Annotated in this window: 21 protein-coding genes and 1 pseudogene; 14 read left to right on the top strand and 8 right to left on the bottom strand. The window is 65.3% G+C overall.

Going from position 1 to position 21,678, the window contains the following annotated elements:
• Positions 1-24 precede the first annotated feature (24 nt).
• The 7 genes from pqqC to folK all read left to right on the top strand — a co-directional run bounded on the left by pqqC (position 25) and on the right by folK (position 5,074).
• Positions 25-1,110 (top strand): pyrroloquinoline-quinone synthase PqqC, encoded by a 1,086-nt coding sequence (gene pqqC, locus AO398_RS02360; RefSeq protein ID WP_058190384.1) that lies wholly within the window; start codon positions 25-27, stop codon positions 1,108-1,110.
• Positions 1,107-2,252: a pyrroloquinoline quinone biosynthesis protein PqqE gene (gene pqqE, locus AO398_RS02355; protein WP_058190383.1), complete on the top strand. Its 1,146-nt coding sequence runs from the start codon at positions 1,107-1,109 to the stop codon at positions 2,250-2,252. The genes pqqC and pqqE overlap by 4 nt, the downstream gene beginning before the upstream one ends.
• The gene (locus AO398_RS02350) at positions 2,249-2,959 is read left to right on the top strand and encodes a hypothetical protein (RefSeq protein ID WP_082643093.1); all 711 of its coding nucleotides are present in this window, start codon (positions 2,249-2,251) and stop codon (positions 2,957-2,959) included. The genes pqqE and AO398_RS02350 overlap by 4 nt, the downstream gene beginning before the upstream one ends.
• Positions 2,940-3,302 carry a hypothetical protein gene (locus AO398_RS02345; RefSeq protein ID WP_058190382.1) on the top strand — a complete coding sequence of 121 codons (363 nt, stop codon included), beginning with the start codon at positions 2,940-2,942 and terminating at the stop codon, positions 3,300-3,302. The genes AO398_RS02350 and AO398_RS02345 overlap by 20 nt, the downstream gene beginning before the upstream one ends.
• Positions 3,303-3,390: 88 nt before the next feature.
• Entirely contained in the window at positions 3,391-4,227 is an 837-nt protein-coding gene (gene folP / locus AO398_RS02340) for a dihydropteroate synthase (RefSeq protein WP_058190381.1), read from the top strand.
• Positions 4,224-4,607 carry a dihydroneopterin aldolase gene (gene folB / locus AO398_RS02335; RefSeq protein WP_058190380.1) on the top strand — a complete coding sequence of 128 codons (384 nt, stop codon included), beginning with the start codon at positions 4,224-4,226 and terminating at the stop codon, positions 4,605-4,607. The genes folP and folB overlap by 4 nt, the downstream gene beginning before the upstream one ends.
• Complete coding sequence (gene folK, locus AO398_RS02330; protein WP_058190379.1) at positions 4,604-5,074, top strand: 2-amino-4-hydroxy-6-hydroxymethyldihydropteridine diphosphokinase; 471 nt, start codon at positions 4,604-4,606, stop codon at positions 5,072-5,074. Before folB ends, folK begins: the two co-directional genes overlap by 4 nt.
• Before the next feature lie 121 nt (positions 5,075-5,195).
• Here folK and xoxJ read toward each other — a convergent pair whose 3' ends face one another.
• The 6 genes and pseudogenes from xoxJ to AO398_RS29275 form a co-directional block, all read right to left on the bottom strand.
• Positions 5,196-6,041 (bottom strand): rare earth element methanol dehydrogenase accessory protein XoxJ, encoded by an 846-nt coding sequence (gene xoxJ / locus AO398_RS02325; RefSeq protein ID WP_058190378.1) that lies wholly within the window; start codon positions 6,039-6,041, stop codon positions 5,196-5,198.
• The gene (locus tag AO398_RS02320; RefSeq protein ID WP_058190377.1) at positions 6,041-6,652 is read right to left on the bottom strand and encodes a c-type cytochrome, methanol metabolism-related; all 612 of its coding nucleotides are present in this window, start codon (positions 6,650-6,652) and stop codon (positions 6,041-6,043) included. Before AO398_RS02320 ends, xoxJ begins: the two co-directional genes overlap by 1 nt.
• Positions 6,653-6,784: 132 nt before the next feature.
• The gene (xoxF1, locus tag AO398_RS02315) at positions 6,785-8,590 is read right to left on the bottom strand and encodes a lanthanide-dependent methanol dehydrogenase XoxF1 (protein ID WP_058190376.1); all 1,806 of its coding nucleotides are present in this window, start codon (positions 8,588-8,590) and stop codon (positions 6,785-6,787) included.
• An 872-nt stretch (positions 8,591-9,462) separates the two neighbouring features.
• Complete coding sequence (locus tag AO398_RS02310) at positions 9,463-9,750, bottom strand: hypothetical protein (RefSeq protein WP_058190375.1); 288 nt, start codon at positions 9,748-9,750, stop codon at positions 9,463-9,465.
• Positions 9,751-10,529: 779 nt separating this feature from the next.
• Positions 10,530-11,717, bottom strand: coding sequence for a ribonuclease D (gene rnd / locus AO398_RS02305; RefSeq protein ID WP_058190374.1), 1,188 nt, complete (start codon positions 11,715-11,717; stop codon positions 10,530-10,532).
• 100 nt (positions 11,718-11,817) lie between these two features.
• Positions 11,818-12,215, bottom strand: a pseudogene (locus AO398_RS29275) (hypothetical protein).
• A 133-nt stretch (positions 12,216-12,348) separates the two neighbouring features.
• Here AO398_RS29275 and aspS point away from each other — a divergent pair.
• From aspS to AO398_RS28030, 6 genes are all read left to right on the top strand, one after another.
• A complete protein-coding gene (aspS, locus tag AO398_RS02300; protein ID WP_058190597.1) occupies positions 12,349-14,193 on the top strand; it encodes an aspartate--tRNA ligase in 1,845 nt (614 codons plus the stop codon).
• Positions 14,194-14,212: 19 nt separating this feature from the next.
• Positions 14,213-15,082, top strand: coding sequence for a glycosyltransferase family 2 protein (locus tag AO398_RS02295; RefSeq protein WP_058190373.1), 870 nt, complete (start codon positions 14,213-14,215; stop codon positions 15,080-15,082).
• Positions 15,082-16,158, top strand: coding sequence for an acyltransferase (locus AO398_RS02290; protein WP_058190372.1), 1,077 nt, complete (start codon positions 15,082-15,084; stop codon positions 16,156-16,158). The genes AO398_RS02295 and AO398_RS02290 overlap by 1 nt, the downstream gene beginning before the upstream one ends.
• Complete coding sequence (locus AO398_RS02285; protein WP_058190371.1) at positions 16,155-16,484, top strand: hypothetical protein; 330 nt, start codon at positions 16,155-16,157, stop codon at positions 16,482-16,484. The genes AO398_RS02290 and AO398_RS02285 overlap by 4 nt, the downstream gene beginning before the upstream one ends.
• A 169-nt stretch (positions 16,485-16,653) precedes the next feature.
• Positions 16,654-17,595, top strand: coding sequence for a hypothetical protein (locus AO398_RS27235; protein ID WP_152997372.1), 942 nt, complete (start codon positions 16,654-16,656; stop codon positions 17,593-17,595).
• Positions 17,592-18,275: a hypothetical protein gene (locus AO398_RS28030; RefSeq protein WP_152997371.1), complete on the top strand. Its 684-nt coding sequence runs from the start codon at positions 17,592-17,594 to the stop codon at positions 18,273-18,275. The genes AO398_RS27235 and AO398_RS28030 overlap by 4 nt, the downstream gene beginning before the upstream one ends.
• A gap of 13 nt (positions 18,276-18,288) precedes the next feature.
• Here AO398_RS28030 and AO398_RS02275 read toward each other — a convergent pair whose 3' ends face one another.
• Both AO398_RS02275 and AO398_RS02270 read right to left on the bottom strand, forming a co-directional pair.
• Entirely contained in the window at positions 18,289-18,543 is a 255-nt protein-coding gene (locus AO398_RS02275) for a DUF3297 family protein (RefSeq protein ID WP_058190369.1), read from the bottom strand.
• A gap of 38 nt (positions 18,544-18,581) precedes the next feature.
• Positions 18,582-19,199 (bottom strand): CatB-related O-acetyltransferase, encoded by a 618-nt coding sequence (locus tag AO398_RS02270; RefSeq protein WP_058190368.1) that lies wholly within the window; start codon positions 19,197-19,199, stop codon positions 18,582-18,584.
• Positions 19,200-19,277: 78 nt separating this feature from the next.
• Here AO398_RS02270 and AO398_RS02265 point away from each other — a divergent pair, with 78 nt between their 5' ends.
• Positions 19,278-21,605 carry an NADP-dependent malic enzyme gene (locus AO398_RS02265; protein ID WP_058190367.1) on the top strand — a complete coding sequence of 776 codons (2,328 nt, stop codon included), beginning with the start codon at positions 19,278-19,280 and terminating at the stop codon, positions 21,603-21,605.
• Positions 21,606-21,678: the final 73 nt, after the last annotated feature.

Here is a 21,678-nt window from a genome sequence, read left to right as displayed (position 1 = left end):
CCGAGAACGAATTCCGGAAACGCCATGAACGCAGTCTTCCCGCCCCCCGCCGCCGCTGACAGCCGACGCCTCCTGAGCCCGGATGAGCTCGAGGCTGCGCTTCGCGATATCGGCGCGCGCCGGTACCACATCCTGCATCCGTTCCACCGCCTCCTCCACGATGGCAAGCTGTCGAAGGATCAGGTTCGGGCCTGGGCTCTCAACCGCTACTATTATCAAGCCATGATCCCGGTGAAGGACTCTGCCGTCCTTGCCCGGATGACCGATGCGTCCCTTCGGCGGATCTGGCGCCAGCGCATCGTCGACCACGACGGGAACCATCCGGGCGACGGCGGTATCGAGCGCTGGCTGAAGCTTGCCGAGGGGGTTGGCTTTGAACGCGACTACGTGTTGTCGACCCGTGGCATCCTCTCGGCGACCAAGTTCTCAGTGGAAGCCTATGTCCACTTCGTCGCAGAAAAGAGCTTGTTGGAAGCGATCGCGTCGTCGTTGACGGAGATGTTCTCGCCGACCATCATTTCCGAGCGTGTTGCCGGAATGCTGAAGAACTACGACTTCATCACCAAGGACACGCTAGCCTATTTCGACAAGCGTCTAACCCAAGCGCCGCGCGATGCCGACTTCGCCCTCGACTATGTGAAGACGCACGCGACGACGCCCGAGCTGCAGCGTCAGGCCATGGACGCGCTGACCTTCAAGTGCAACGTCCTCTGGACGCAGCTCGACGCTCTGTACTTCGCCTATGTCGCCCCCGGGATGATCCCCCCGGATGCCTGGACGCCGGGGACCGGCCTCGTCGCTGAAGCGCTGGTCCCTCAGGCGGGTGCCGGCGTGCGCAAGATGGTGGCCGATGACAGGCCGCGCCTGCCACGCGGCGTGCGTCTGCGCCATGACGAGACCCGCGGCAAGTACGTCCTGCTCGCCCCCGAGCGGACCTTCGATCTCGACGACAACGCCGTGGCGGTGCTCAAGCTCGTCGATGGTGACCGGAGCGTCGCGGCGATCGCGGACGAGCTGGGCCGGACCTATGCGGCCGACCCGCGGGCCATCGAGGCCGACATCCTTGTGATGCTGGACGGCCTGGCAGAGAAACGGGTCCTGGAGCGATGAACGCACTGACGCCGAATCGGCCGGACGTGCCGGCGCCGGTGGGCCTGCTCGCCGAGCTGACTCATCGCTGCCCGTTGCGCTGTCCGTACTGCTCGAATCCGCTCGAGCTGGACCGCCGGTCCGGCGAGCTGGACACGGCGACGTGGCAGCGTGTCCTCACCGAAGCGTCCGGCCTCGGCGTGCTCCACGTCCACCTGTCGGGCGGTGAGCCGACGGCGCGCAATGACATCGTCGAGATCACCAAGACCTGTGCGGATCTCGGCCTCTACTCGAACCTGATCACCTCCGGGGTTGGCGGTGCGCTGTCGAAGCTCCAAGCGTTGTACGATGTCGGGCTCGACCACGTGCAACTCTCGGTACAAGGCGTTGACGCTCAGAACGCTGAGAGGATCGGCGGCCTGAAGAATGCGCAGCCGCAGAAATTCGAGTTCGCCGCCAAGGTTGTGGAGCTCGGGCTACCGCTGACCCTGAATTCGGTGATCCACCGTGGCAATATCCACGAGGTCGAAGGCTTCATCGACCTGGCGGTGAGGATGGGCGCCAAGCGGCTCGAGGTGGCGCACACGCAGTATTATGGTTGGGCGTACGTGAACCGCGCCGCCCTGATGCCCGACAAGACGCAGGTCGACGCCTCGATCCGGATTGTCGAGGCGGCCCGCGAGCGCTTCAAGGGTCAGCTCGTCATCGATCTCGTCGTGCCGGATTATTACGCTAAATATCCGAAGGCCTGCGCGGGTGGCTGGGGCCGCAAGCTCATGAACGTCACGCCTCAAGGCAAGGTGCTGCCCTGCCACGCGGCTGAGACAATTCCGGGCCTCGAATTCTGGCACGTCACGGAGCACTCGCTGGGCGAGATCTGGCGCGATTCGCCGGCTTTTACGGCCTATCGCGGCACCGACTGGATGCAGGAGCCCTGCCGCTCCTGCGACCGGCGCGAGAAGGATTGGGGTGGCTGCCGCTGCCAGGCCCTTGCGCTGGCCGGTGATGCCGCTGCTACTGACCCGGCCTGCTCGCTATCGCCACTTCACGCCAAAGTACGGGCGCTTGCCGTCGAAGAGGCGGCTGAGACACCGCCAGATTACATTTATCGGACGATCGGCAGCAACGTTCGGTCGCCGTTCAAGGAGGACGTCAACTCGTGAAGCTTCTCGCCACGACAGCCGTCGCGCTGGTGCTGGCCGCGATGCCGGCGCTTGCTGAGGATGCGCCGAAGCCCGGCACGGTCACTCAGGTCAACGCGGCGGCGCCGCCGACTGCTGCGGATCTGCTGTTCGACCAGCCGAATATGAAGAACGCGGCGCCGGGTACGACGATCACGTACGACTACATGCGCCGATCGGGTATCTCGAAAGGGCCATTTGGACCACCGTTGTCGGATACTATCACGCTGAAGTTGGAGCCGGGGAAGAGCCCGGAGGCCCGCGACATCAGCGTGGTGATGTTTTCCGGGATGAACCGCATGCCAGCGGGCCCCTTCGAGGACATGAGCGGCAATCCGGTGGTGTCGCTCTTTCTGGAAAACCATCTTCGTTCGCTGGCGAAGGTGCTGGAGGCAAATCCGCGCTACCTGAAGCTTGCGATCCGCAAAGGACTGCGTGAAGGCGCTTCCGTGACGCCGACCAAGGTTGAGGTGGGTGGCCGTGAAGTGAATGGCTGGCGGGTCGAGATCCAGCCCTTCGCGAAGGATGCCATGGAACAGCGCATGCGCGGCATGGATAAGATGACCTACACTTTCGTCACCTCCCCGGAAGTTCCCGGCCAGATCGTCTCCATCGAAGCGTCGGCGAAGAACGCCGAGGGTGGTGAGTTGCTTGAGGAGAAGCTGAGCTATGATCAGAAAGCTGGCTGAACGCGGCGCACTGGCAGCCCTGGCCCTTACCGTCTCGGGTATGGCCGGCTGGGCAGCCGACGAGAACGACTATCCCACCGACGCGCGGGTCGATTACGTCTTCGGCTGCATGGCGGCCAACGGCCAGACCCGCGAGAGCATGCAGCGGTGCTCCTGCTCTCTCGACCAGCTCGCCGCGATCCTGCCCTATGACAAGTACGTCCAGGCGAGCACGGTCCTGTCCATGCGTCAGGGCATTGGCAACCGGGCGAACGAGTTCAAGTCGACCAAGATCTTCGACGACAAGGTCGCGGATCTGCGCCGCGCCCAGGCCGAGGCCGAAATCCGCTGCTATCGCGGCTGATGAACAGACAATGACGGCCAGCGTTGCGCTGGCCAGTTGTTTCGATCACACCGGGTCCCGAACCGCACCTGCGAACGGGACCCGATCCGTGCCCCCCTCCCCCCGCCTGTCCGACCTGCTGCCCGGCCTCGGCGCCCGCACGCTGGTTATGGGCATCCTGAACGTCACCCCGGATTCCTTTTCCGATGGCGGCTTGTTCGCCGGCGAGGCCGAGGCCTTGTCTCAGGCCGAGCGGTTGGGGGCCGAGGGTGCCGCGATCCTCGATATCGGTGGTGAATCGACCCGGCCCGGCCATGTTCCAGTCCCGGCCGAGGAGGAGCAATCCCGCGTTCTGCCTGTGATCCGAGCGCTGGCGCCCCGCCTTTCGGTGCCTATTTCAATCGACACCTACAAGGCGTCCACGGCCCGCCTCGCCCTCGAAGCCGGAGCCCACATCGTCAACGACGTCTGGGGCCTGCAACGCGAGCCCGACATTGCCGCGGTCGCAGCCGCGCATGGCGCCCCGGTGGTGATCATGCACAATCGCGAGACGATCGATCCGAACATCGACATCGTTGCCGACATGCGGGCCTTCTTCGAGCGCTCGCTCCATATTGCCCGTCGCGCCGGCATTCCAGACGGCGACATCGTACTCGATCCGGGAGTCGGCTTCGGCAAGACCTGGTCACAACATCTGGAGGCGCTGCGGCGCCTGCCCGAAATCCGGGCCCTCGGCTTTCCCGTGCTGGTCGGCGTCTCGCGCAAGTCGCTGCTCGGCCGCCTGCACGACCGTGAGACCAAGCCAGCTGATCGCCTTCATGGCTCACTCGCTGCCCATGCCCTCGCAGCGACGCTGGGCGCCGACATCGTGCGCGTCCACGACGTGGCCGCCCATGTCGATGCCATGCGAGTCGTGGACGCCGTCATGCGGCCGGAGGCCCGATGAGCGGCTCACTGGACCGTATCGGAGTCACGCGCATCGCCGTCTTCGGGCGCCACGGCGTCCTGCCCGAAGAGGCGGTGCTGGGCCAGCGCTTCTATATCTCGCTCGAGGCCCGGCTCGACCTCGCGCCCGCCGGGCGTTCGGACGATGTCGCCCACACCGTCAGCTATGCTGACCTGACCCAGATCGCCGTTGAGATTGCCACCGAAAGACGGTTCAAGCTGATTGAGGCACTGGCGGAGACCATCGCCGCCACGATCCTCGACCGCTTCGCGCCGGTGGAGGCGATCACTGTACGGGTCGACAAACCGAGCGCGCCGGTGCCGGCGATTCTGGACGGAGTCAGCATCGAGATCACCCGGCATCGCGGAGTTGACGCATGAGAGCTTATCTCGGCATCGGCAGCAATATCGGCGATATGGCCCAGATGCTGGACCGCGCCGTTGCCGGATTGGCTGCGACCCCCGGCATCGTGGTGGTTGCGCGGTCGGCTGATTATCGGACCCCGCCCTGGGGCAAGACGGATCAGCCCTGGTTCCTGAACGGGGCGGTCGCGGTCGATACCGATCTCGATCCGCACGCGCTGCTCGACGCGTGCCTCTCCGTCGAGCTCGAGCTCGGTCGGCTACGCGCGGAGCGCTGGGGGCCACGGGTCATCGATATCGATGTGCTGGCTTATGAGGGCGCTGCGGTGGACGACGAGCGTCTGGTGCTCCCGCATCGCCACGTCCGCGAACGTGCCTTCGTGCTGGTGCCGCTGGCCGAGATCGCCCCCGACCTCGTCATCGGTGTGGAGCGTGTCACCGATGCCTTGGCGAAGCTCGATCAAAGCGGCATCGAGCGCGTCTGAATCCTCGGTTCCGAAGGCCGGAAACCTTTTGCGCGGTCCGAGGTGGACTCCGTGGATTTTGCCGCTTCCTGCCGAGAAGCCCATTAAAGAGCTTAGGCTTCACGAAGCCCCAAATTCGCGCTCAGTGGTCGCTGGGATCGGTGAGCTTATTCTCCTCGTCATCGAGGAGGGGGACGTCGTAATCGCGCAGCACCTTGTCGAGGTCGGCCTTGCGCTTGCGCAGCACGGTGTTCAGCGAGCGCTTCCAATCGTTCTCACCCAACCGCACGCCCATGGCGATCCGGTAGGCCATGGGTGGCCGTTCCGGCTCCTTGAGCAAAGGAACCACGGTCATCGGCGTCCCGGATTGCTTGGCGAGCCAGCCTGCAGCGGGCCCCCAGAGCACGGCGGCGTCGATCTCCTTGGCAGCAAGCGCCCCGATGATCTCCGCGCCGACCGTCTGATATTTGCGAGCCGGATCGAGTTGGTACGGCGCATAGGCCTTCATGGTCGAGACCAGGCCAAGATCACCCATCCGGTTCACCGGTGGTGTGCCGGCAATGACGCCGATGGCTTTGCCTTTCAGCCGCGGGTCGTCGAGGGCCGTGATGCCATCGAGCTCACCCGTGCGCGTGACCAGCGTGTAGGACGAGCGGTAATAGGGATTGGTGGTCTGGACGAGGTCGCTGCCGAAGGCCTGTCCGATGATCAGATCGCAGAGGCCTGTGCCGAGCGTGTTGCGCACGAAGCCCGGGCCCTGGGTCAGCCAGTAATAGCGGAGCTTCACCTTCAGTTCGTCGGCGATGATCGCCGCGATCTTGTTCTCGAAGCCGTCATCCTTGCGCTCGGAGAACGGCATGTTGCCGGGATCACCGCAGACCCGTAGAACGTCGGTCGTAACCGTGTCCGGCAGGTGTTGCGCGGCAGCCCCCTGCGCCACCGTCATCGACAGGGCGCAGAGGGCGAACGTACGGAGCAAGGGCGCCATTAGCTGCCCATGCACTCCTTCTCGGCCTTCCGGGCCGTATCCGGCTTGTCCTCGTGCTCGGAGGGGCGGACGCGACCGATCGCGCCGTCTGCCCGTGCCTTGAGGTAGGTGTAGAGATCGTCCGAGTAGCACATGACGTTCTTGTTGTCGCCGAAGGCCGGCATGACCTTCTGCTCGGAGGCGCTCACATCCTGCTTGCCGCCGACGAGGATGCCGATGAACTCCTCGTAGGAGAGGTGCTTCAGCGAATCCTTCAAGGCAGGCGCGTAGGTCGAGCCCATGCCATCCGGGCCGTGGCAGACGTGGCACTCGGCGTGATAGCGCCGGTAGCCCGAGTAGGTGTACCAGTCGAGCTTCTTGCCGTCGTCCGTGATGTGGTACGTCGGATGGCCGTCGGCATCGATATACTTGCCGTCCTCGACCTTCACTGCAGCATTCTTCTTGAGCAGCGCGGGGTCCTGCTCGGCGGTCTTGTCGTTCGCATTCAGCGAATTGGCGAGCGCCGGATCGGCAGGCTTGGCATCCTCAGCATGTACGGCAACCGCGGAAACGGTCGCTAGGGCGAGGGCGGCCAGAAGCGGCCGCGTTACGATGTTGCTGAGGTTGTGCAACGTGTAGTCTCCCTAGAGCGAGGCCCTTCGTCTCGCCTTGAGCCGCAGCCTCTTACGACAAATTCTAATCACAAGGATGCCGGCGCGGAAACCCGCGCCGGCACCATTTCGCTACCGAGACCCTGCGGCCGATTAGTTCGGCAGAGCGAAGACGGTCAGCTGACCGCCGAGGTTGGTGTACTGCGACAGAGCCGCATAGCCACCCACCGCGCCGAGGCCGGCGTTCGGGTCGGTCAGGCCAGCCGCGAGGCCGATGCCGGCCCAACCGCCGACGCCCGACAGGACGCCCACGTACTGCTTGCCCTTGAGCTGGTAGGTCATCACGTTGCCGATGATGCCCGACGGCGTCTTGAACTTGAACAGCTCCTTGCCGGTCTTGTCGTCGACAGCCTTCAGGTAACCCTCGAGGGTTCCGTAGAACACCACGTCACCGGCGGTGGCGAGAGCACCGGACCACACCGAGAACTGCTCGGCATTGGACCACTTGATCTTCCCGTTCACGCCATCCCAGGCGATGAAGTTACCCATGCCGCCATGCGAGTTCGGGGCCGGGTACATCGACAGGGTCGCACCGACGTAGGGCTGGCCCGGGGTGTAGGTCACCCGGAACGGCTCGTAGTCCATGCAGACGTGGTTGGTGGGCACGTAGAACAGGTTGGTCTTCGGCGAGAAGGCAGCAGGCTGCTGATCCTTGGTGCCGAGGGCCGCCGGGCAGATACCCTTGGAGTTGGTGTCCTCACCGTTCTGCTCGGTCGAGTACTTCGACATGACCAGCGGCCGGCCGTAGTTCTTCGAACCCTTGTCCATGTCGACCTTGGTCGCCCAGTTGACGGCCGGATCGAACTTTTCAGCGACCAGGAGGGCGCCGGTCTCGCGGTTCAGCGTGTAACCGAAGCCGTTACGGTCGAAGTGGGTCAGGAGCGGCTGCTCCTTGCCATCGATCTTCTGATCCGTGAGGATCATCTCGTTGATGCCGTCGTAGTCCCACTCGTCGTGCGGGGTCATCTGGTAGACCCACTTGGCGACGCCGGTATCCGGGTTACGCGCCCAGATGGTCATCGACCACTTGTTGTCGCCCGGACGCTGCTTGGGGTTCCAGGTCGAGGGGTTGCCCGAGCCGTAGTACATCAGGTCGAGCTTCGGGTCGTACGAGAACCAGCCCCAGGTGCAGCCGCCGCCGGTCTTCCACTGATCGCCTTCCCAGGTCTTCAGCGAGGAATCCTTGCCGACCGGCTTGCCGAGCGAGGTGGTCTTCTCCGGGTCGACCAGCATCTGGTCGTCCGGGCCGACCGAGTAGCCGCGCCACACCTTCTTGCCGGTCTTCAGGTCGTAGGCGGTGACGTGGCACTGCACGCCGAACTCGCCGCCCGAGATACCGACGATGACCTTGTCCTTCACGGGCAGAACCGTGGCGGTGTTGGTCTCGCCCTTCTTCGGATCGCCGTTGACGACCGACCAGTTCACCTTGCCGGTCTTGGCGTCGAGCGACACGAGGGTGGTGTCGGCCTGGTGCAGCAGGATGGCGCCGTCGGCGTAGGCGAGGCCGCGGTTGACCGTGTCACAGCACATGACCGGGATCACGGACGGATCCTGCTTAGGCTCGTACTTCCAGACGATCTTGGCCTCGTGGTCGAGGTCGAGGGCGTACACGATGTTCGGGAACGGCGTGTGCACGTACATCATGTTGCCGATCACGAGCGGCGAGCCCTCGTGGCCGCGCAGCACGCCGGTCGAGAAGGTCCAGGCAACCTGGAGGTTCTTCACGTTCGCCGAGGTGATCTGATCGAGCTTGGAATAGCGGGTGTTGGCGTAGTCGACCGTCTGAAGTGCTTGCTCCGCCGGGTTGGCGATGCTCTTCAGAACGCTTTCGTTGGCCAGCGCCGGCGCGGCGATAGCCGCGACACCTGCGCCGAGCGCGAGGAGATGTACCGCTCTCATGGGTTCCTCCGACAAGTCTTTAAGAGTCGTTTAGACGCACTGAGAGAATGGCGTCCCTCGGACCCCGACCTGACTGTTTGCGACAGGGATGGACGCTTCGGTAGCGGGCGTAGCGGACTTGAGGAGACCAGAAGATCCCCTCGCCAGGAGCCGCCATCCCTGAGGCGGCCCCCTCGAAACCGAAGCTTGAACGGACCTTAAGAGATTTTTGAGCGCCGTCAACTCACTGTTCTGCGGTCCTGGGGACACGGTGAAAGCTTCTTTTCGCATGACAAACCGCATTCGAATGTCATTGCCATGCGAAAGGAAATGTTGCGCTGCACAAGCGTTGCAGGAGGTGTTTTCCATAAGCTCACGCGACCGTGAGGCGCGGTCATGCAACACTTGCACGCACCTTCCCAGCAAACCGCATCATCATGCATTTGCGGCGTAGGGAGCTTGCGGTGATGCGTATTCGGAACTCGCGAATCGTTACCTCTCGATTGCGCTGCGGAATGTTTCCGAAGCGGAGAAACGCGCCTAATCGCGCGTTGAGTCCTGTGCGCTTTCTCGCCGCATGGGTTGCGAACGCGCCGGTGCGTGCGAACTTTCTGTGCGGCCTCGCGAGCCTGTGATTGCCGAAACGTCCCGGTGCCCAAGGCCGGATGCGCAGTGCTCGGCCGGGAGAAGGACCCATGGCGTTTGTGTGATGGCTGTCATCGCTAAGGCGTCTCACAGAGATGCTCTGGCGATATCCGGCTTGCGGATGCCGGTGGCGTGGGACGGCGACGACGACAGTGCCTCTCTGGCGTTCATGAGCTGAACGATTCGGGCCGAGCGGCGACGGCGCGGGTTCAGCAATCCGGGAAAATGCCGGATCGGAGAGGCAACGGTCAGAGTGCGCCGATGTCGCCCGTGCTCTCAAATTCCGCTGCGTCACCGACGAGGTCGGTCAAGGAGATGTCGAGTCGGCGACCGGTCTTGAGTCGAAGCTGCGCGTCAGGCTCCAGCCAAATCGGACGCAATCCAGCATGGCTCCCGTGGAGATCGCCGTAGGCATAGACCCCCCCTTGCCGACGCTCGACCACGACGCGGTAGCGGACCCGCACGGCTTCGCATCCTTGGGCCGTAACGAGGCCGCGTCCGGTCAGCGTCGTCAGGATTTCGTTCGGTTCGAACATACGCCGGATGAGTCAGCAGGATTAAGTGGCAAGCGTCGTTGCCACTTAATCCTGGTTCTTCAGCGTGTCACGCCCGCGTGACCGTGCGGTCATACAATCCCGCCTCGGTATAGACGTGGCGCGATTTCCTATGCCGTCGGGGCAAGCATCGTTGGCAGATCAGTCAACCGGTGCCGTAGAGCGACTGACGCGCATCTCCGCCTGATACCGCTCGAATTCCGTCGTAGGCCTCGCTGCGTGCGGTCCGGACGTGAGTGGGGGGGTATTGTTTTAAGTGGTTGGTCCCTCATCAGCCATCGCATCTGCGAGCGCGGATCAATCACTTCTATAGGCGACGGTTTAGGTGATGATACCGACACACCTGTTGTAGCCTGTCCTGTGTCTCTCGCTGTGAGCGGAGATCGGCTGTCGAGGAAAGTTTCCGCGGGATCAGCTTCAGATCAGCACCATGCCGTTCGGAGCCGTCAGCAAGAAACGATTTCGCCTCGGCCCAGCACCGTTCCGGATGTAGGCCTTCGTGACTTTGGGCGCCGCGAACGGGCGGGGGCTGAGCCAGCTTCGAACCGTCATCGCGTACCAATAAGCGGTCGCTGAACACTCGGGATCGGGCTTTTGCGGCGGACGGCCCCCACGTCGATCCAGGGCGTTATCGTCGATGCCATCCCGCCCCTGTCCCAATTCCCCCGAAACTCGATCGTGCCTCGCCGACGGACCGTTCGTGAGACGGCAGACGCAAATGGAAAGGTCACCTGAACCTAAACGGACGCAATTGGACCACGCTAACCGTCGATCCCCGCTCGATCGGCCGGATTCGTCGGCTCCAAGTCGCGGACCACGATGCGCCCGCTCTCCACCGAGAGCGCCAGACGACCCTGCTTCAAAGCGAGTGCTTTGTCGCCGAACAGGCTCCGGCGCCAGCCCTGCAGCGCCGGGACCTCAGCGGTGTCATCGTCCGCGATAGCCTCGAGATCGTCCACCGTGGCGATGATCTTCGGCGCGACGGCTTCGGATTCACACACTGCCTTCAGCAGCACCTTCAGGAGTTCGACGATCGCCCCGTTTCCGCCGCTGCGCCGCATCCGCTCGGGCATTCGGATATCGCCGGTGTCCCGGGTCAAGCCGCGCTCCACGGCTGCCAAGATGTCGGCCCCCGTACGCGAGCGCTCGAAACCGGCCGGGATCGTACGCAGCCGGCCCAGGGCTTCGGCATTGCGCGGAGCCGCTGAAGCGACGTCGATCACCGCCTCATCCTTCAGCACGCGCCCGCGGGGGACGTTGCGCGTCTGAGCTTCGCTCTCGCGCCACGCAGCCACCTCCATGAGGACTGCGATCTCGCGGGGCTTGCGCATCCGACCGGACAAGCGCCGCCAGGCTTGGGCAGGGTCCGCCCGATAGGTTTCGGGAGAGGTGAGAACCGCCATCTCCTCGTCAAGCCAGGCGCCGCGATCCGTGCGCAGCAGCTCGGCGACGAGGACCTCGTAGACCTTCACCAGATGGGTGACGTCCGACAGGGCGTAGCTCAGCTGAGCCTCCGAGAGCGGACGGCGCGACCAGTCGGTGAATCGCGAAGACTTGTCGATCTTGGCCTTGGCCACGTCGTTGACGAGCTGCTCATACGACACGGAGTCGCCGTAGCCGCAGACCATGGCAGCGACCTGGGTGTCGAAGAACGGCTGGGGCAGGATCCCGCCCATCAGCCAGATGATCTCAAGGTCCTGACGGGCGGAATGGAAAACCTTCACGGTCCGCTCATCCGCCATCAGGTCGATGAACGGCTGCAGGTCGATGCCCGTCGCCTGTGGATCGACCAAGACACCCGTCCCATCCGGCGCCGCGATCTGGATCAGGCACAGCTTCGGGTAGTATGTCGTCTCGCGCATGAACTCCGTGTCGACGGTCACGAAGGGTTGCTGGGCGAGACGCGTGCAAACGTCGTGCAGCGCGGCGGTGGTCGTAATCAGGTCCATGAATCCGGCTATACGCAACCGACAGCGTCATGGGGAGCCGCCTGCGAGAAGGTCCCCATATTTCACATGATGTTTCGCAGGGGCGGCGACACCGCGGAAGCTACGCAGAGCGGGAGAGGATCGCGCGCCGGCCCGCGTTCGCCTTTCGGCGCGTCCGCATCGCATCGGCCCGGCGCTGGGCCTCGGCGCGCCCAAGCAGCCGGTCCAGGATGCCGGTCTCGATGCGCTCCCCCGTCCCCCGTCGGTGAGCCGGCGGATCCGATCGACCCGAAAGCCACGATAGCTTCCACTGCGCGTGTCGATGCTGCCCAGCAAGGTGCGCCCAGGCCCCAGCTTCAGCTCGCGCGCCGACATCGATCGGCTGCTCCACGTGCCGGTCGCATCCTCGTAGACGAGGTCGAAACGGCCATTGAGGGGCAGCGTGCGCCAGGGGCTGGGCGGGGTTTCGACGGGCCGGCCGGGGCGGCCCTTGGGATCGGAAAAAGCGTTTTCGATCATGGACATCATATGGGGATCGGCCGTCCGATCCGGTAGGTCGGCGGCCCGACGTGGCACTGGATTCCGGCCGCCCCTGCTTGACTTGGGGGGGCTTGCGTGAATGGTGCCGGCCTTCCCAGAGAAGAAGCCCGTCATGCACCGTTACCGTTCGCACACCTGCGGGGCGCTCCGCCCGTCCGACGTCGGACAGACCGTCCGGCTCTCAGGCTGGTGCCACCGCATCCGCGACCATGGCGGCGTGCTGTTCATCGACCTGCGCGACCATTACGGGCTGACGCAATGCGTGATCGATTCCGACTCGCCGGCTTTCAAGGCGGCCGAGGTGGCGCGTTCGGAATGGGTGGTGCGGATCGACGGCCGCGTGCGCACCCGCCCCGCCGGGCCCCGGAACGCCGAACTGCCGACCGGAGCGGTCGAGGTCTATATCGATGACCTGGAAGTGCTGGGCCCGGCGGGCGAATTGCCGCTGCCGGTCTTCGGCGACCTCGAATATCCGGAGGAGACGCGGCTGCGGTACCGCTTCCTCGACCTGCGCCGGGACAAGCTCCACGCCAACATCATGAAGCGCGGCGCGATCATCGACGCGCTGCGCCGCCGGATGCGCGACGGTGGCTTCTTCGAGTTCCAGACCCCGATCCTGACCGCGTCCTCGCCGGAGGGGGCCCGCGACTACCTCGTGCCGTCGCGTGTCCATCCCGGCAAGTTCTATGCGCTCCCGCAGGCGCCGCAGCAGTTCAAGCAGCTGACGATGATCGCGGGCTTCGACCGCTACTTCCAGATCGCGCCCTGCTTCCGCGACGAGGACGCCCGGGCCGACCGCTCGCCCGGTGAATTTTACCAGCTCGACATCGAGATGAGCTTCGTCACGCAGGAGGACGTGTTCCAGGCGGTGGAGCCGGTTCTGCGCGGGGTCTTCGAAGAGTTCGCGGACGGCAAGCGCGTCACCAAGGACTTCCCGCGCATCACCTTCGCAGATTCGATGCTGAAATACGGCGTCGACAAGCCGGACCTTCGCAATCCCCTCATCATCGCCGACGTCACCGACGAGTTCGCCCGGGACGACGTCGCGTTCAAGGCGTTCAAGGGCGTCATCGCCGCCGGGGGCGTGGTCCGGGCGATCCCGGCGACCGGGGCCGGGTCGCAGCCGCGCTCGTTCTTCGACAAGCTCAACGACTGGGCCCGCTCCGAAGGGGCGCCCGGGCTTGGCTACGTCGTGTTCGAGGAAGACGGCGGTCAGCTCACCGGCAAGGGGCCGATCGCCAAGTTCATCCCGGCCGAGGTCCAGGCCCTGATCGCGCAGAAGACCGGCGTAAAGGCCGGCGACGCGGTGTTCTTCTCTGCCGGCACCGAAGCCAAGGCGGCGGCGCTCGCCGGCAAGGCCCGCATCCGCATCGGCGACGAATTGGGCCTGTGCGACAAGGACCAGTACGCGTTCTGCTGGATCACCGACTTCCCGATGTACGAGTGGAGCGAGGAGGAGAAGCGGATCGACTTCTCCCACAACCCGTTCTCGATGCCGAACATCGACCGCGAGGATTTTTTGAAGTTCGACCTCGATGCGCTGGCGTCCGAGAACGAGAACGGCCCGGTCACCAAAAAGATTTTGGGAATCAAGGCGTTCCAGTACGACATCGTCTGCAACGGCATCGAGCTGTCCTCCGGCGCGATCCGGAACCATCGCCCCGACGTGATGGAGAAGGCCTTCGCCATCGCGGGCTACGGCCGCGAGGTGCTGGAGCAGAAGTTCGGCGGCATGCTGAACGCCCTGCGCATGGGCGCCCCGCCGCACGGCGGCATCGCCCCGGGAGTCGACCGCATCGTCATGCTCCTGTGCAACGAGCCGAACATCCGCGAGGTGGTGCTGTTCCCGATGAACCAGCGCGCCGAGGACCTGATGATGGGCGCGCCCTCCGAGGCGACGCCCAAGCAGCTGCGCGAGCTGCATATCCGCCTGAACCTCCCCGAGAAGAAGGCGTAACGCCCGGACGGGCCGGCCTATGGTCGGCCTCGTCGCGATCGTCGTCGCCCATGACAGCGCCGCCGTGCTGCCGGCCTGCCTCGCGGCCTTGGCCCGGCAGCACGTGCCGGCGATCGTCGTCGACAATGCCAGCCGCGACGCCTCCGTCGCGGTCGCCGAGGCCGTTGTGGCGCGGGTGATCCGCAACGCCCGCAACGAGGGCTACGGCCGCGCCAACAATCGCGGCGTGGCCGCGGCCGAGACCGCCGACCGGGTCCTGATCGTCAATCCGGACGTGGTTCTGCGCCTGGGGGCGGTCGACGCCCTCCTCGCCGCCGCCCGGGCTTGGCCGGATGCAGGCCTCCTGGCGCCGCGGCTGGTCGAGCCGGACGGGCGCTTCTTCTTTCAGGCGCGCTCCCTGCTGGCGCCCTATCTCACCAATCCCGGCGGCCGTCTGACGCTACCCGAGGGCGATGCCTGCGCGCCGTTCCTGTCCGGGGCCTGCCTGATGATCGAGCGCGCCCTGTTCCTCGACCTCGGCGGCTTCGACGACAACATCTTCCTGTTCTACGAGGACGACGACCTGTGCCGGCGGGTGGCCGATGCGGGCCGCGCCCTCGTCCATGTCCACGGCGCCGAGGCGCTGCACGGCCGCGGCCGCTCATCGACCCCGGAGCCGGGGCGCGTGTTCCGGTCGCGCTGGCCCCAGGCCTGGTCCCGGGCCTATGTCAGCCGCAAATACGGCCTGCCGGACCCGAGCATATCCCACCTCATGTCCAACCTGCCGAAGGCCGCGCTCTCGGCCCTGGCCCTGCGCCGGTCAGGGCTGGAACGCTACGGCGGTTCCGCGTCCGGCGCCCTCGCCTTCCTGCGCGGCCAGGACGCCCTGGCGCGCGAGGGGCTGCGCTGATGGCCGGACCCACGGTCGCGGCCGCCCTGGAGCGGAGGCGCAACGGTTTCACCGGCCTGCGCTTGGCTTTGGCCCTGGCGGTGGTCGTCTCGCACGCCTTCAGCGTCGCCACAGGGGCGGCCGGCGACGAGCCGCTGGCGCGGCTCACCGGCTACACGCTGGGCGAGCACGCGGTGAACGGCTTCTTCGCGGTCTCGGGTTTCCTGGTCACCATGAGCTGCGACCGGCGGGGCATCCGCGACTACGCCCTCGCCCGGACACTGCGGATCCTTCCGGGCTTCGTCGCCGCAACTTTGTTGGTTTCCCTGGGTCTCGGGGCCGCCATGACCCGCCTGCCGCTGGCCGAGTACCTGCGCGATCCCGGCCTCTGGTCGTTCCTGCGCGGCACCCTGACGACGTTCAAGAGCAACGCCGCCCTGCCCGGCGTCTTCGAGGCCAATCCCTACCGAGCGCCGCTCGGCACGATCTGGACATTGAAATACGAGGTGCTGTGCTACCTCGGGGTTCTGGTCGCCGCCCTCTGCGGCCTCCTCCGGCGGTGGATCCCGGCGCTGCTGATCGTTGCTGCGCTCGCTGTCGCGCTGACGGCAGCCATTGCCCTGCGCGGCCCCGACCTGCCCAAGGGGCTGGAGACGGCGTTGCGGCTGCCGCTGATTTTTTCCGCCGGCGCAGGCCTGTATCTCTGGCGGGACCGCCTGCGCGTCTCGGGTGGCGCCCTCGCCTGCCTCGTCGTGGCGGCCGTAATCCTTGCCAAAACGCCGGCCTACCCGGCCCTGCTGTTCCTGGCCGAGGCCTATGGGGCCGTGTGGCTGGCGCTCGGACCGATGGCCCGCCGCCTCTTCGATCCTAAGGCCGACCTGTCCTACGGGATCTATCTCTACGGCTGGCCGATCCAGCAGAGCCTGCACGCCCTCTGGCCCGAACCCTCCGGCTTCGCCCTGCTCGCCCCCGCCCTCGCGCTGACCCTGCCGGTGGCCGTCCTGTCCTGGTACGGCATCGAGCGGCCGGCCCTAGCGCTGAAGGCGCGGGCGCTCGGGCGGCGGCGCATCGGGACGATCGAGCCGGCCGGGCCGTGAGTGATCACGACAGGCTGCTCTCGCCCGCGGCAGCCCTGGCGCTGGCGGCGGAATTGCTGGAAGCGCAGGGCTTCATAATCGTCGCACGGAACGAGCGTGGCGACAGCCTTTACTTCGCGCTCCCGGGCCAGGACGCAACTCTTCGCCTGTCCAACCATGCCCGCCGTCCCCGGCAGCGACGGACCCATCCCGAGGTCGTGACCAGCCTGGTCGTGGCCACGCCGAAGCGGCCCCATCAGCTTGTAACGTTGATCGCGGCAGCCCAGCGGAACTACGCGGCTTGCGCAGGCAAGGGCCATATTCTCGAAGAGCGGCCATTCGTTTAATAGGAAAACATTGACATAATAGCGATGGTGCGATAGGTTTTTTGTCCAAGCGGGGGCAAGGCCAATGTCGCGACTCACAAACGATCGTCACGCCCAGGAGATTGCGGCCCTTCGGACAGAGCTCGCTGGCCTCGCTGTTGGAGTTAAGCTGATCCGGCTCGATCACGTTTTGAGCCGCAAGTACCGACCCGACCAGCCGCGCGCGCCAGCCGGGCAGTCCGATGGCGGCCGCTGGGTTTCCGAGGGCACAGACGGCGCTTCCGAGGCTCAATCGCAAACGGAAGATTCTGTGCTGGAAGATGGATCGCGGGTTCTTTCGATTCGGATCCGAGCCAAACCGCACACGGACTGGGACGAGCAGCACACGGTCACCGGACCAGACGGGACACGCACGGTCTTCGAGACTTCCGGTCTCACCCAGACGATCCGCGATAGCGACAGCGGCGAAATCCTGGCTCGCAGCCGACTCACCCAGGATGGAGCCGAACCGGAGGCCTTCGTCCAACTGGCCCGAAGCCGGCCGCGCCCCTCCGACGATTTGGCCCGGCGATTCGCGAGAGCGCTCGAGGCCGCGGGATCGCTCTTCTCGGTTTTGTCCGGGCAGAACACGAAAAATCGCAAGGCGATCTTCGTCGCCCCTGCCAGCGAGTACATCCCGGGGGATGCTTACGACCATCGAGCCATGTGGGTCGGTGCCGTGGGGCAGACCGAGCTCGATCAGCTATGTCCGCGTAATCGGGAGGTACAGGCCATTGCAGATTTGGTAGCGGCCGATGTACGCGCCTCCGGCAATTACATGGATGAGCAGGATTTCGGGAATAAAGTCCACGTCGGGATTGCAGATATAATCCGGGCCATGAGAGATCCAAATTTTGATGCTGAAATATCATACGATCCCATTACCGGAGACAAAGTGATATACGGTACTAAAGGATCGCTCCGTCTGGATACGTTGGAGCATCCAAGGCCATCGACGGTTTGTGTGTATGATCATAAGACCGGTAGAGGCTACCTGAGGTCGAGGCGAGCCGTCGATTTGGTCAGCGCCGCTCAAAAGCGTTATCCTGATGCTACAACATTCATTGCCATTGAAATCAGGGCGGGCCAATGACAAACGCCCGTCAAGTTCGCGAAATCTTCAAGCCTTTCGCCAGGCGTGATGAAAACTGGAAGGAGATGCGTCTACGGTTTCTGCTGAGAATGCCTGTGCGCCATATATCGTGCGGTATTTTTATAGAAAGAAGTTCAAATCCTGACAGTTTTTGGCCCAGTTTAGTTGCCAATGCGCTATTTTACTCGAATTTTCGCAACGAAATAAGAATAGGAACTTATTCTGAGCCTCTTTCGAGAACAAGTCCGTCTTCGACAGCATGTTGGCTGTGGTCCGATCCGACCGCGATTTGCGATGCGATAGATGTAATCACAACTTATGCGCTGCCGAAACTGAGTTTGTACGGCACAATCGAGGGGTACAGCAGCTTACTCGATGGTAGTCAGCGCTTCTACAGCGAGCCCCTGGAAGACCGCATGATCGTCTACATTGCGGCCGGCAATCTCGATGCCGCCCGAACGATTTGGCACCATCAGCAATCGCGGCGCGCCGGTAAATTATTCCCGCCCGGATCGCGCGCGCATCGCTGGCAGATGCAACTCGCCACCGTGGCGGAACCGCTCACGGCCGGCGATCGTCCGGCGCTAGCCAAGATCCTGCACGATTGGGAAGCCGCAAACGTTCGCGGGACGGAACTCGAGCCCTATTGGGAGCCCACCCCATTCCCGCTGGAGCGATGAGCCCGCCAGAATCTCAGTCCGCGTCCGCCGCGTCGCGCAGATAGGGCTCCACCGAGCCCTTCAGCTTCACCGTCATCGGGTTGCCGGCCCGGTCCAGGGTCTTGCCCGCCGAGAGGCGCACCCAGCCCTCGCTCACGCAATACTCCTCGACATTGGTCTTCTCGACGCCCTTGAAGCGGATGCCGATGCCGCGCTCCAGCAGGGCCGCGTCGTAATACGGGCTGTTCGGGTTAACCGAGAGGCGGTCGGGCAGCGCAGGGTCGGACATGGTCGAGCTCCGGGTTCGGGGCGAGGATGGGCCGCGGATTACGCAATCCCCTGCGCGCCTGCAACGCCGCCCCGGGCCGCGATCAAGCCGGGCACGTCGCCGCTCTGCAGCAGCGGCACGAGCCGCGTCACCGTCGCGTGCGGCAGGTCCCACCACGCCGCCGCCACAAGAGCCTCCACGGTCGCCGGGTCGAAGCGGTGCCGCACCACCCGCGCCGGATTGCCCGCCACCACCGCGTAGGGCGGCACGTCGCGGGTCACCACCGCCCGGGCCGCCACCACGGCCCCGTGCCCGATCGTGACGCCGGACAGGATCACACAGCCGGACCCGAGCCAGACATCGTGCCCGATCACCACGTCGCCCCGCGACGCGTGGTAATCCTCCGGCGCACATGCGTCGGGGAACAGGCCGCGCATCGCCGCGAACGGGTAGGTCGAGGCCCAGTCGAGCCGGTGGTCGCCGCCCAGCAGGATCTCGACCTTGTCGGCAATGGAACAATAGCGGCCGATCGTCAGGCGACGGCCGCTCTCCGGGAAGCGCACTTTTGGACGCCCGTACGAATAAGAGCCTATGGAGAAACCGTAGGCCCTCGCCAGCGCGGCGAGATGGATCCGGGTCTCGTTGTGCGGGTTGCGCCCCCCGCGCAGCCGGTGCAACAGACCCCTCACGATGGGATCCGGCGCGGTTTGCGACCGCGTCGTCTCCGGGAAAGCAGGCGAGTTGGAAGGTGAGCGATGGCCGATAACATGTCCGAGGACCTCAAGGCCGGGGCGCTCGTCTACCACCGCCTGCCGCAGCCCGGAAAGCTGGAGATCCAGGCGACCAAGCCGCTCGGCAACCAGCGCGACCTGGCGCTCGCCTACACGCCGGGCGTCGGCGTCGCCTGCATGGCGATCCACGATGACCCCCAGCAGGCCGCCGAACTGACGATCCGCCAGAACTTGGTGGCGGTGCTCACCAACGGCACGGCAGTGCTGGGGCTGGGAAATATCGGCCCGCTCGCCTCCAAGCCCGTGATGGAGGGCAAGGCGGTCCTGTTCAAGAAATTTGCCGGGATCGACGTCTTCGACATCGAGGTCGACCAGAACGACGTGTCCAAGCTCGTCGATGTGGTCTGCGCCCTTGAGCCGACCTTCGGCGGCATCAATCTCGAAGACATCAAGGCCCCCGAGTGCTTCGAGGTCGAAGAGCAGTGCCGGGCCCGGATGAACATCCCGGTCTTTCACGACGACCAGCACGGCACCGCGATCATCGTGGCGGCCGCCGTGCTCAACGCCCTCGAGCTGGCCGGCAAGAACCTTTCGGACGTCCGCATCGTCACCTCCGGGGCCGGCGCTGCGGCGCTCGCTTGCCTCAACCTTCTCGTATCCCTGGGCGCGACCCGCGAGAACATCACGGTCACCGACATCAAGGGCGTCGTCTACAAGGGCCGCCCCGAGTTGATGGACCGCTGGAAGGACGTCTACGCCCAGGAGACCGAGGCGCGCACGCTTGCCGAGGTGATACCGGGGGCGGACGTGTTCATCGGCCTCTCGGCGGGTGGCGTCCTGAAGCCCGAGCTCCTGGAGACGATGGCGGAAAAACCGCTGATCATGGCGCTGGCCAACCCCTATCCGGAGATCATGCCGGACCTGGCTCAGGCGAAGCGCCCCGACGCTATGATCTGTACCGGGCGCTCGGACTTCCCGAACCAGGTCAACAACGTCCTGTGCTTCCCGTACATATTCCGGGGCGCGCTCGATGTCGGTGCGACCAGCATCAATGAGGAGATGAAGCGTGCCGCCGTAAAGGCGATCGCCGCGCTCGCCCGCGAGACGCCCTCCGACGTGGTCGCTCGCGCCTATGGCGGCGAGGCAAGGCCGTTCGGCCCGGAGTCGCTGATCCCGAGCCCGTTCGATCCGCGGCTGATCGTGCGCATCGCCCCGGCAGTGGCCAGGGCCGCGATGGAGTCCGGCGTGGCCGGGCGGCCGCTCGCGGATTTCGACGCCTATGTCGAGAGCCTCGACCGGTTCGTGCACCGGTCCGGCCTGATCATGAAGCCGCTGTTCTCGAAGGCGAAGGCCGAGCCGAAGCGCGTGATCTACGCCGAGGGCGAAGACGAGCGCGTGCTGCGCGCCGTCCAGGCGATCGTCGAGGACAAGGTCGCATTCCCAATCCTGGTCGGCCGGCCGCGGGTGGTCGAGTCGCGGCTCAAGCGCTTCGGCCTCTCGATCCAGGAGGGCCGCGATTTCGAGCTGATCGATCCCGAGGACGATCCCCGCTACCGCGCCTACGTCCAGACCTATCTGGACGTCGCCGGCCGGCGCGGCATCACTCCGGATGCGGCCCGCACCCTGGTGCGCACCAGCAACACGGTGATCGGCGCCATCGCCGTCCGCCGCGGCGAGGCCGACGCCCTGATCTGCGGCCTGGAGGGCCGGTTCGAGACCCGGCTGCGGATCATCCGCGACGTGATCGGCCTGGCGCCCGGCATCGCCCAATGCGCGGCCATGAGCCTGATCGTAACCAGCGAGGGCGCCTACTTCCTGGCCGACACCCATGTCCGCCAGAACCCCACGGCGGAGGAGATCGCCGAGGTCGCCCAGGCCTGCGCCGGCCATGTCAGTCGCTTCGGCATGACGCCCAAGATCGCCCTGCTGAGCCACTCAGATTTCGGCCAGTCGGATTCGCCCTCGGCGATGAAGATGCGGGAGGCATTGGCGCTGCTCCAGGCCCGCGACCCGGATCTGATGGTCGATGGCGAGATGCAGGCGGATTCGGCCCTCTCCGAGCTGGTCCGCGACCGGGTGCTGCCGGGCTCGCGCCTCAAGGGGGCGGCCAACGTCCTGATCTTCCCGAATCTCGACGCGGCCAACATCGCGTTCCAGTTCGCCAAGGTCCTGGCGGATGCGCTGCCCGTGGGGCCGCTGCTGATCGGCCCGGCCAAGCCCGCCCACATCCTGACGCCTTCGGTGACGGCCCGCGGCATCGTCAACGTCACGGCCGCAGCCGTGGTCGAGGCGCAGTCCGAGCCGGCTCCCCTGCCCCGCGGCGAGGCGGGCGCGGGCATGATCTCGGAGTGAGGGGATTGCTAAGGCCCCGGCGAAGGTTGCCGCCGGGGTCCTTCGCAGCAAACGGTCGAGGCCGGCCACACGC

The sequence above is a fragment of the Methylobacterium sp. GXS13 genome, from assembly GCF_001455965.1.
In the GTDB taxonomy this organism is placed as follows: Bacteria; Pseudomonadota; Alphaproteobacteria; order Rhizobiales; family Beijerinckiaceae; genus Methylobacterium.
Note: the sequence above shows the minus strand (reverse complement) of the source record. Positions and strands in the feature narration are given on the sequence as shown.

What these genes read in the sequence shown, in the direction of transcription:
- pqqC (WP_058190384.1), top strand. Translation starts at nt 25, where the DNA reads ATGAACGCAGTCTTCCCGCCCCCCGCCGCCGCTGACAGCCGACGCCTC.
- pqqE (WP_058190383.1), top strand. Translation starts at nt 1,107, where the DNA reads ATGAACGCACTGACGCCGAATCGGCCGGACGTGCCGGCGCCGGTGGGC.
- AO398_RS02345 (WP_058190382.1), top strand. Translation starts at nt 2,940, where the DNA reads ATGATCAGAAAGCTGGCTGAACGCGGCGCACTGGCAGCCCTGGCCCTT.
- folB (WP_058190380.1), top strand. Translation starts at nt 4,224, where the DNA reads ATGAGCGGCTCACTGGACCGTATCGGAGTCACGCGCATCGCCGTCTTC.
- folK (WP_058190379.1), top strand. Translation starts at nt 4,604, where the DNA reads ATGAGAGCTTATCTCGGCATCGGCAGCAATATCGGCGATATGGCCCAG.
- xoxJ (WP_058190378.1), bottom strand. Translation starts at nt 6,041, where the DNA reads ATGGCGCCCTTGCTCCGTACGTTCGCCCTCTGCGCCCTGTCGATGACG.
- xoxF1 (WP_058190376.1), bottom strand. Translation starts at nt 8,590, where the DNA reads ATGAGAGCGGTACATCTCCTCGCGCTCGGCGCAGGTGTCGCGGCTATC.
- AO398_RS02310 (WP_058190375.1), bottom strand. Translation starts at nt 9,750, where the DNA reads ATGTTCGAACCGAACGAAATCCTGACGACGCTGACCGGACGCGGCCTC.
- rnd (WP_058190374.1), bottom strand. Translation starts at nt 11,717, where the DNA reads ATGGACCTGATTACGACCACCGCCGCGCTGCACGACGTTTGCACGCGT.
- aspS (WP_058190597.1), top strand. Translation starts at nt 12,349, where the DNA reads ATGCACCGTTACCGTTCGCACACCTGCGGGGCGCTCCGCCCGTCCGAC.
- AO398_RS02295 (WP_058190373.1), top strand. Translation starts at nt 14,213, where the DNA reads ATGGTCGGCCTCGTCGCGATCGTCGTCGCCCATGACAGCGCCGCCGTG.
- AO398_RS02290 (WP_058190372.1), top strand. Translation starts at nt 15,082, where the DNA reads ATGGCCGGACCCACGGTCGCGGCCGCCCTGGAGCGGAGGCGCAACGGT.
- AO398_RS28030 (WP_152997371.1), top strand. Translation starts at nt 17,592, where the DNA reads ATGACAAACGCCCGTCAAGTTCGCGAAATCTTCAAGCCTTTCGCCAGG.
- AO398_RS02275 (WP_058190369.1), bottom strand. Translation starts at nt 18,543, where the DNA reads ATGTCCGACCCTGCGCTGCCCGACCGCCTCTCGGTTAACCCGAACAGC.
- AO398_RS02265 (WP_058190367.1), top strand. Translation starts at nt 19,278, where the DNA reads ATGGCCGATAACATGTCCGAGGACCTCAAGGCCGGGGCGCTCGTCTAC.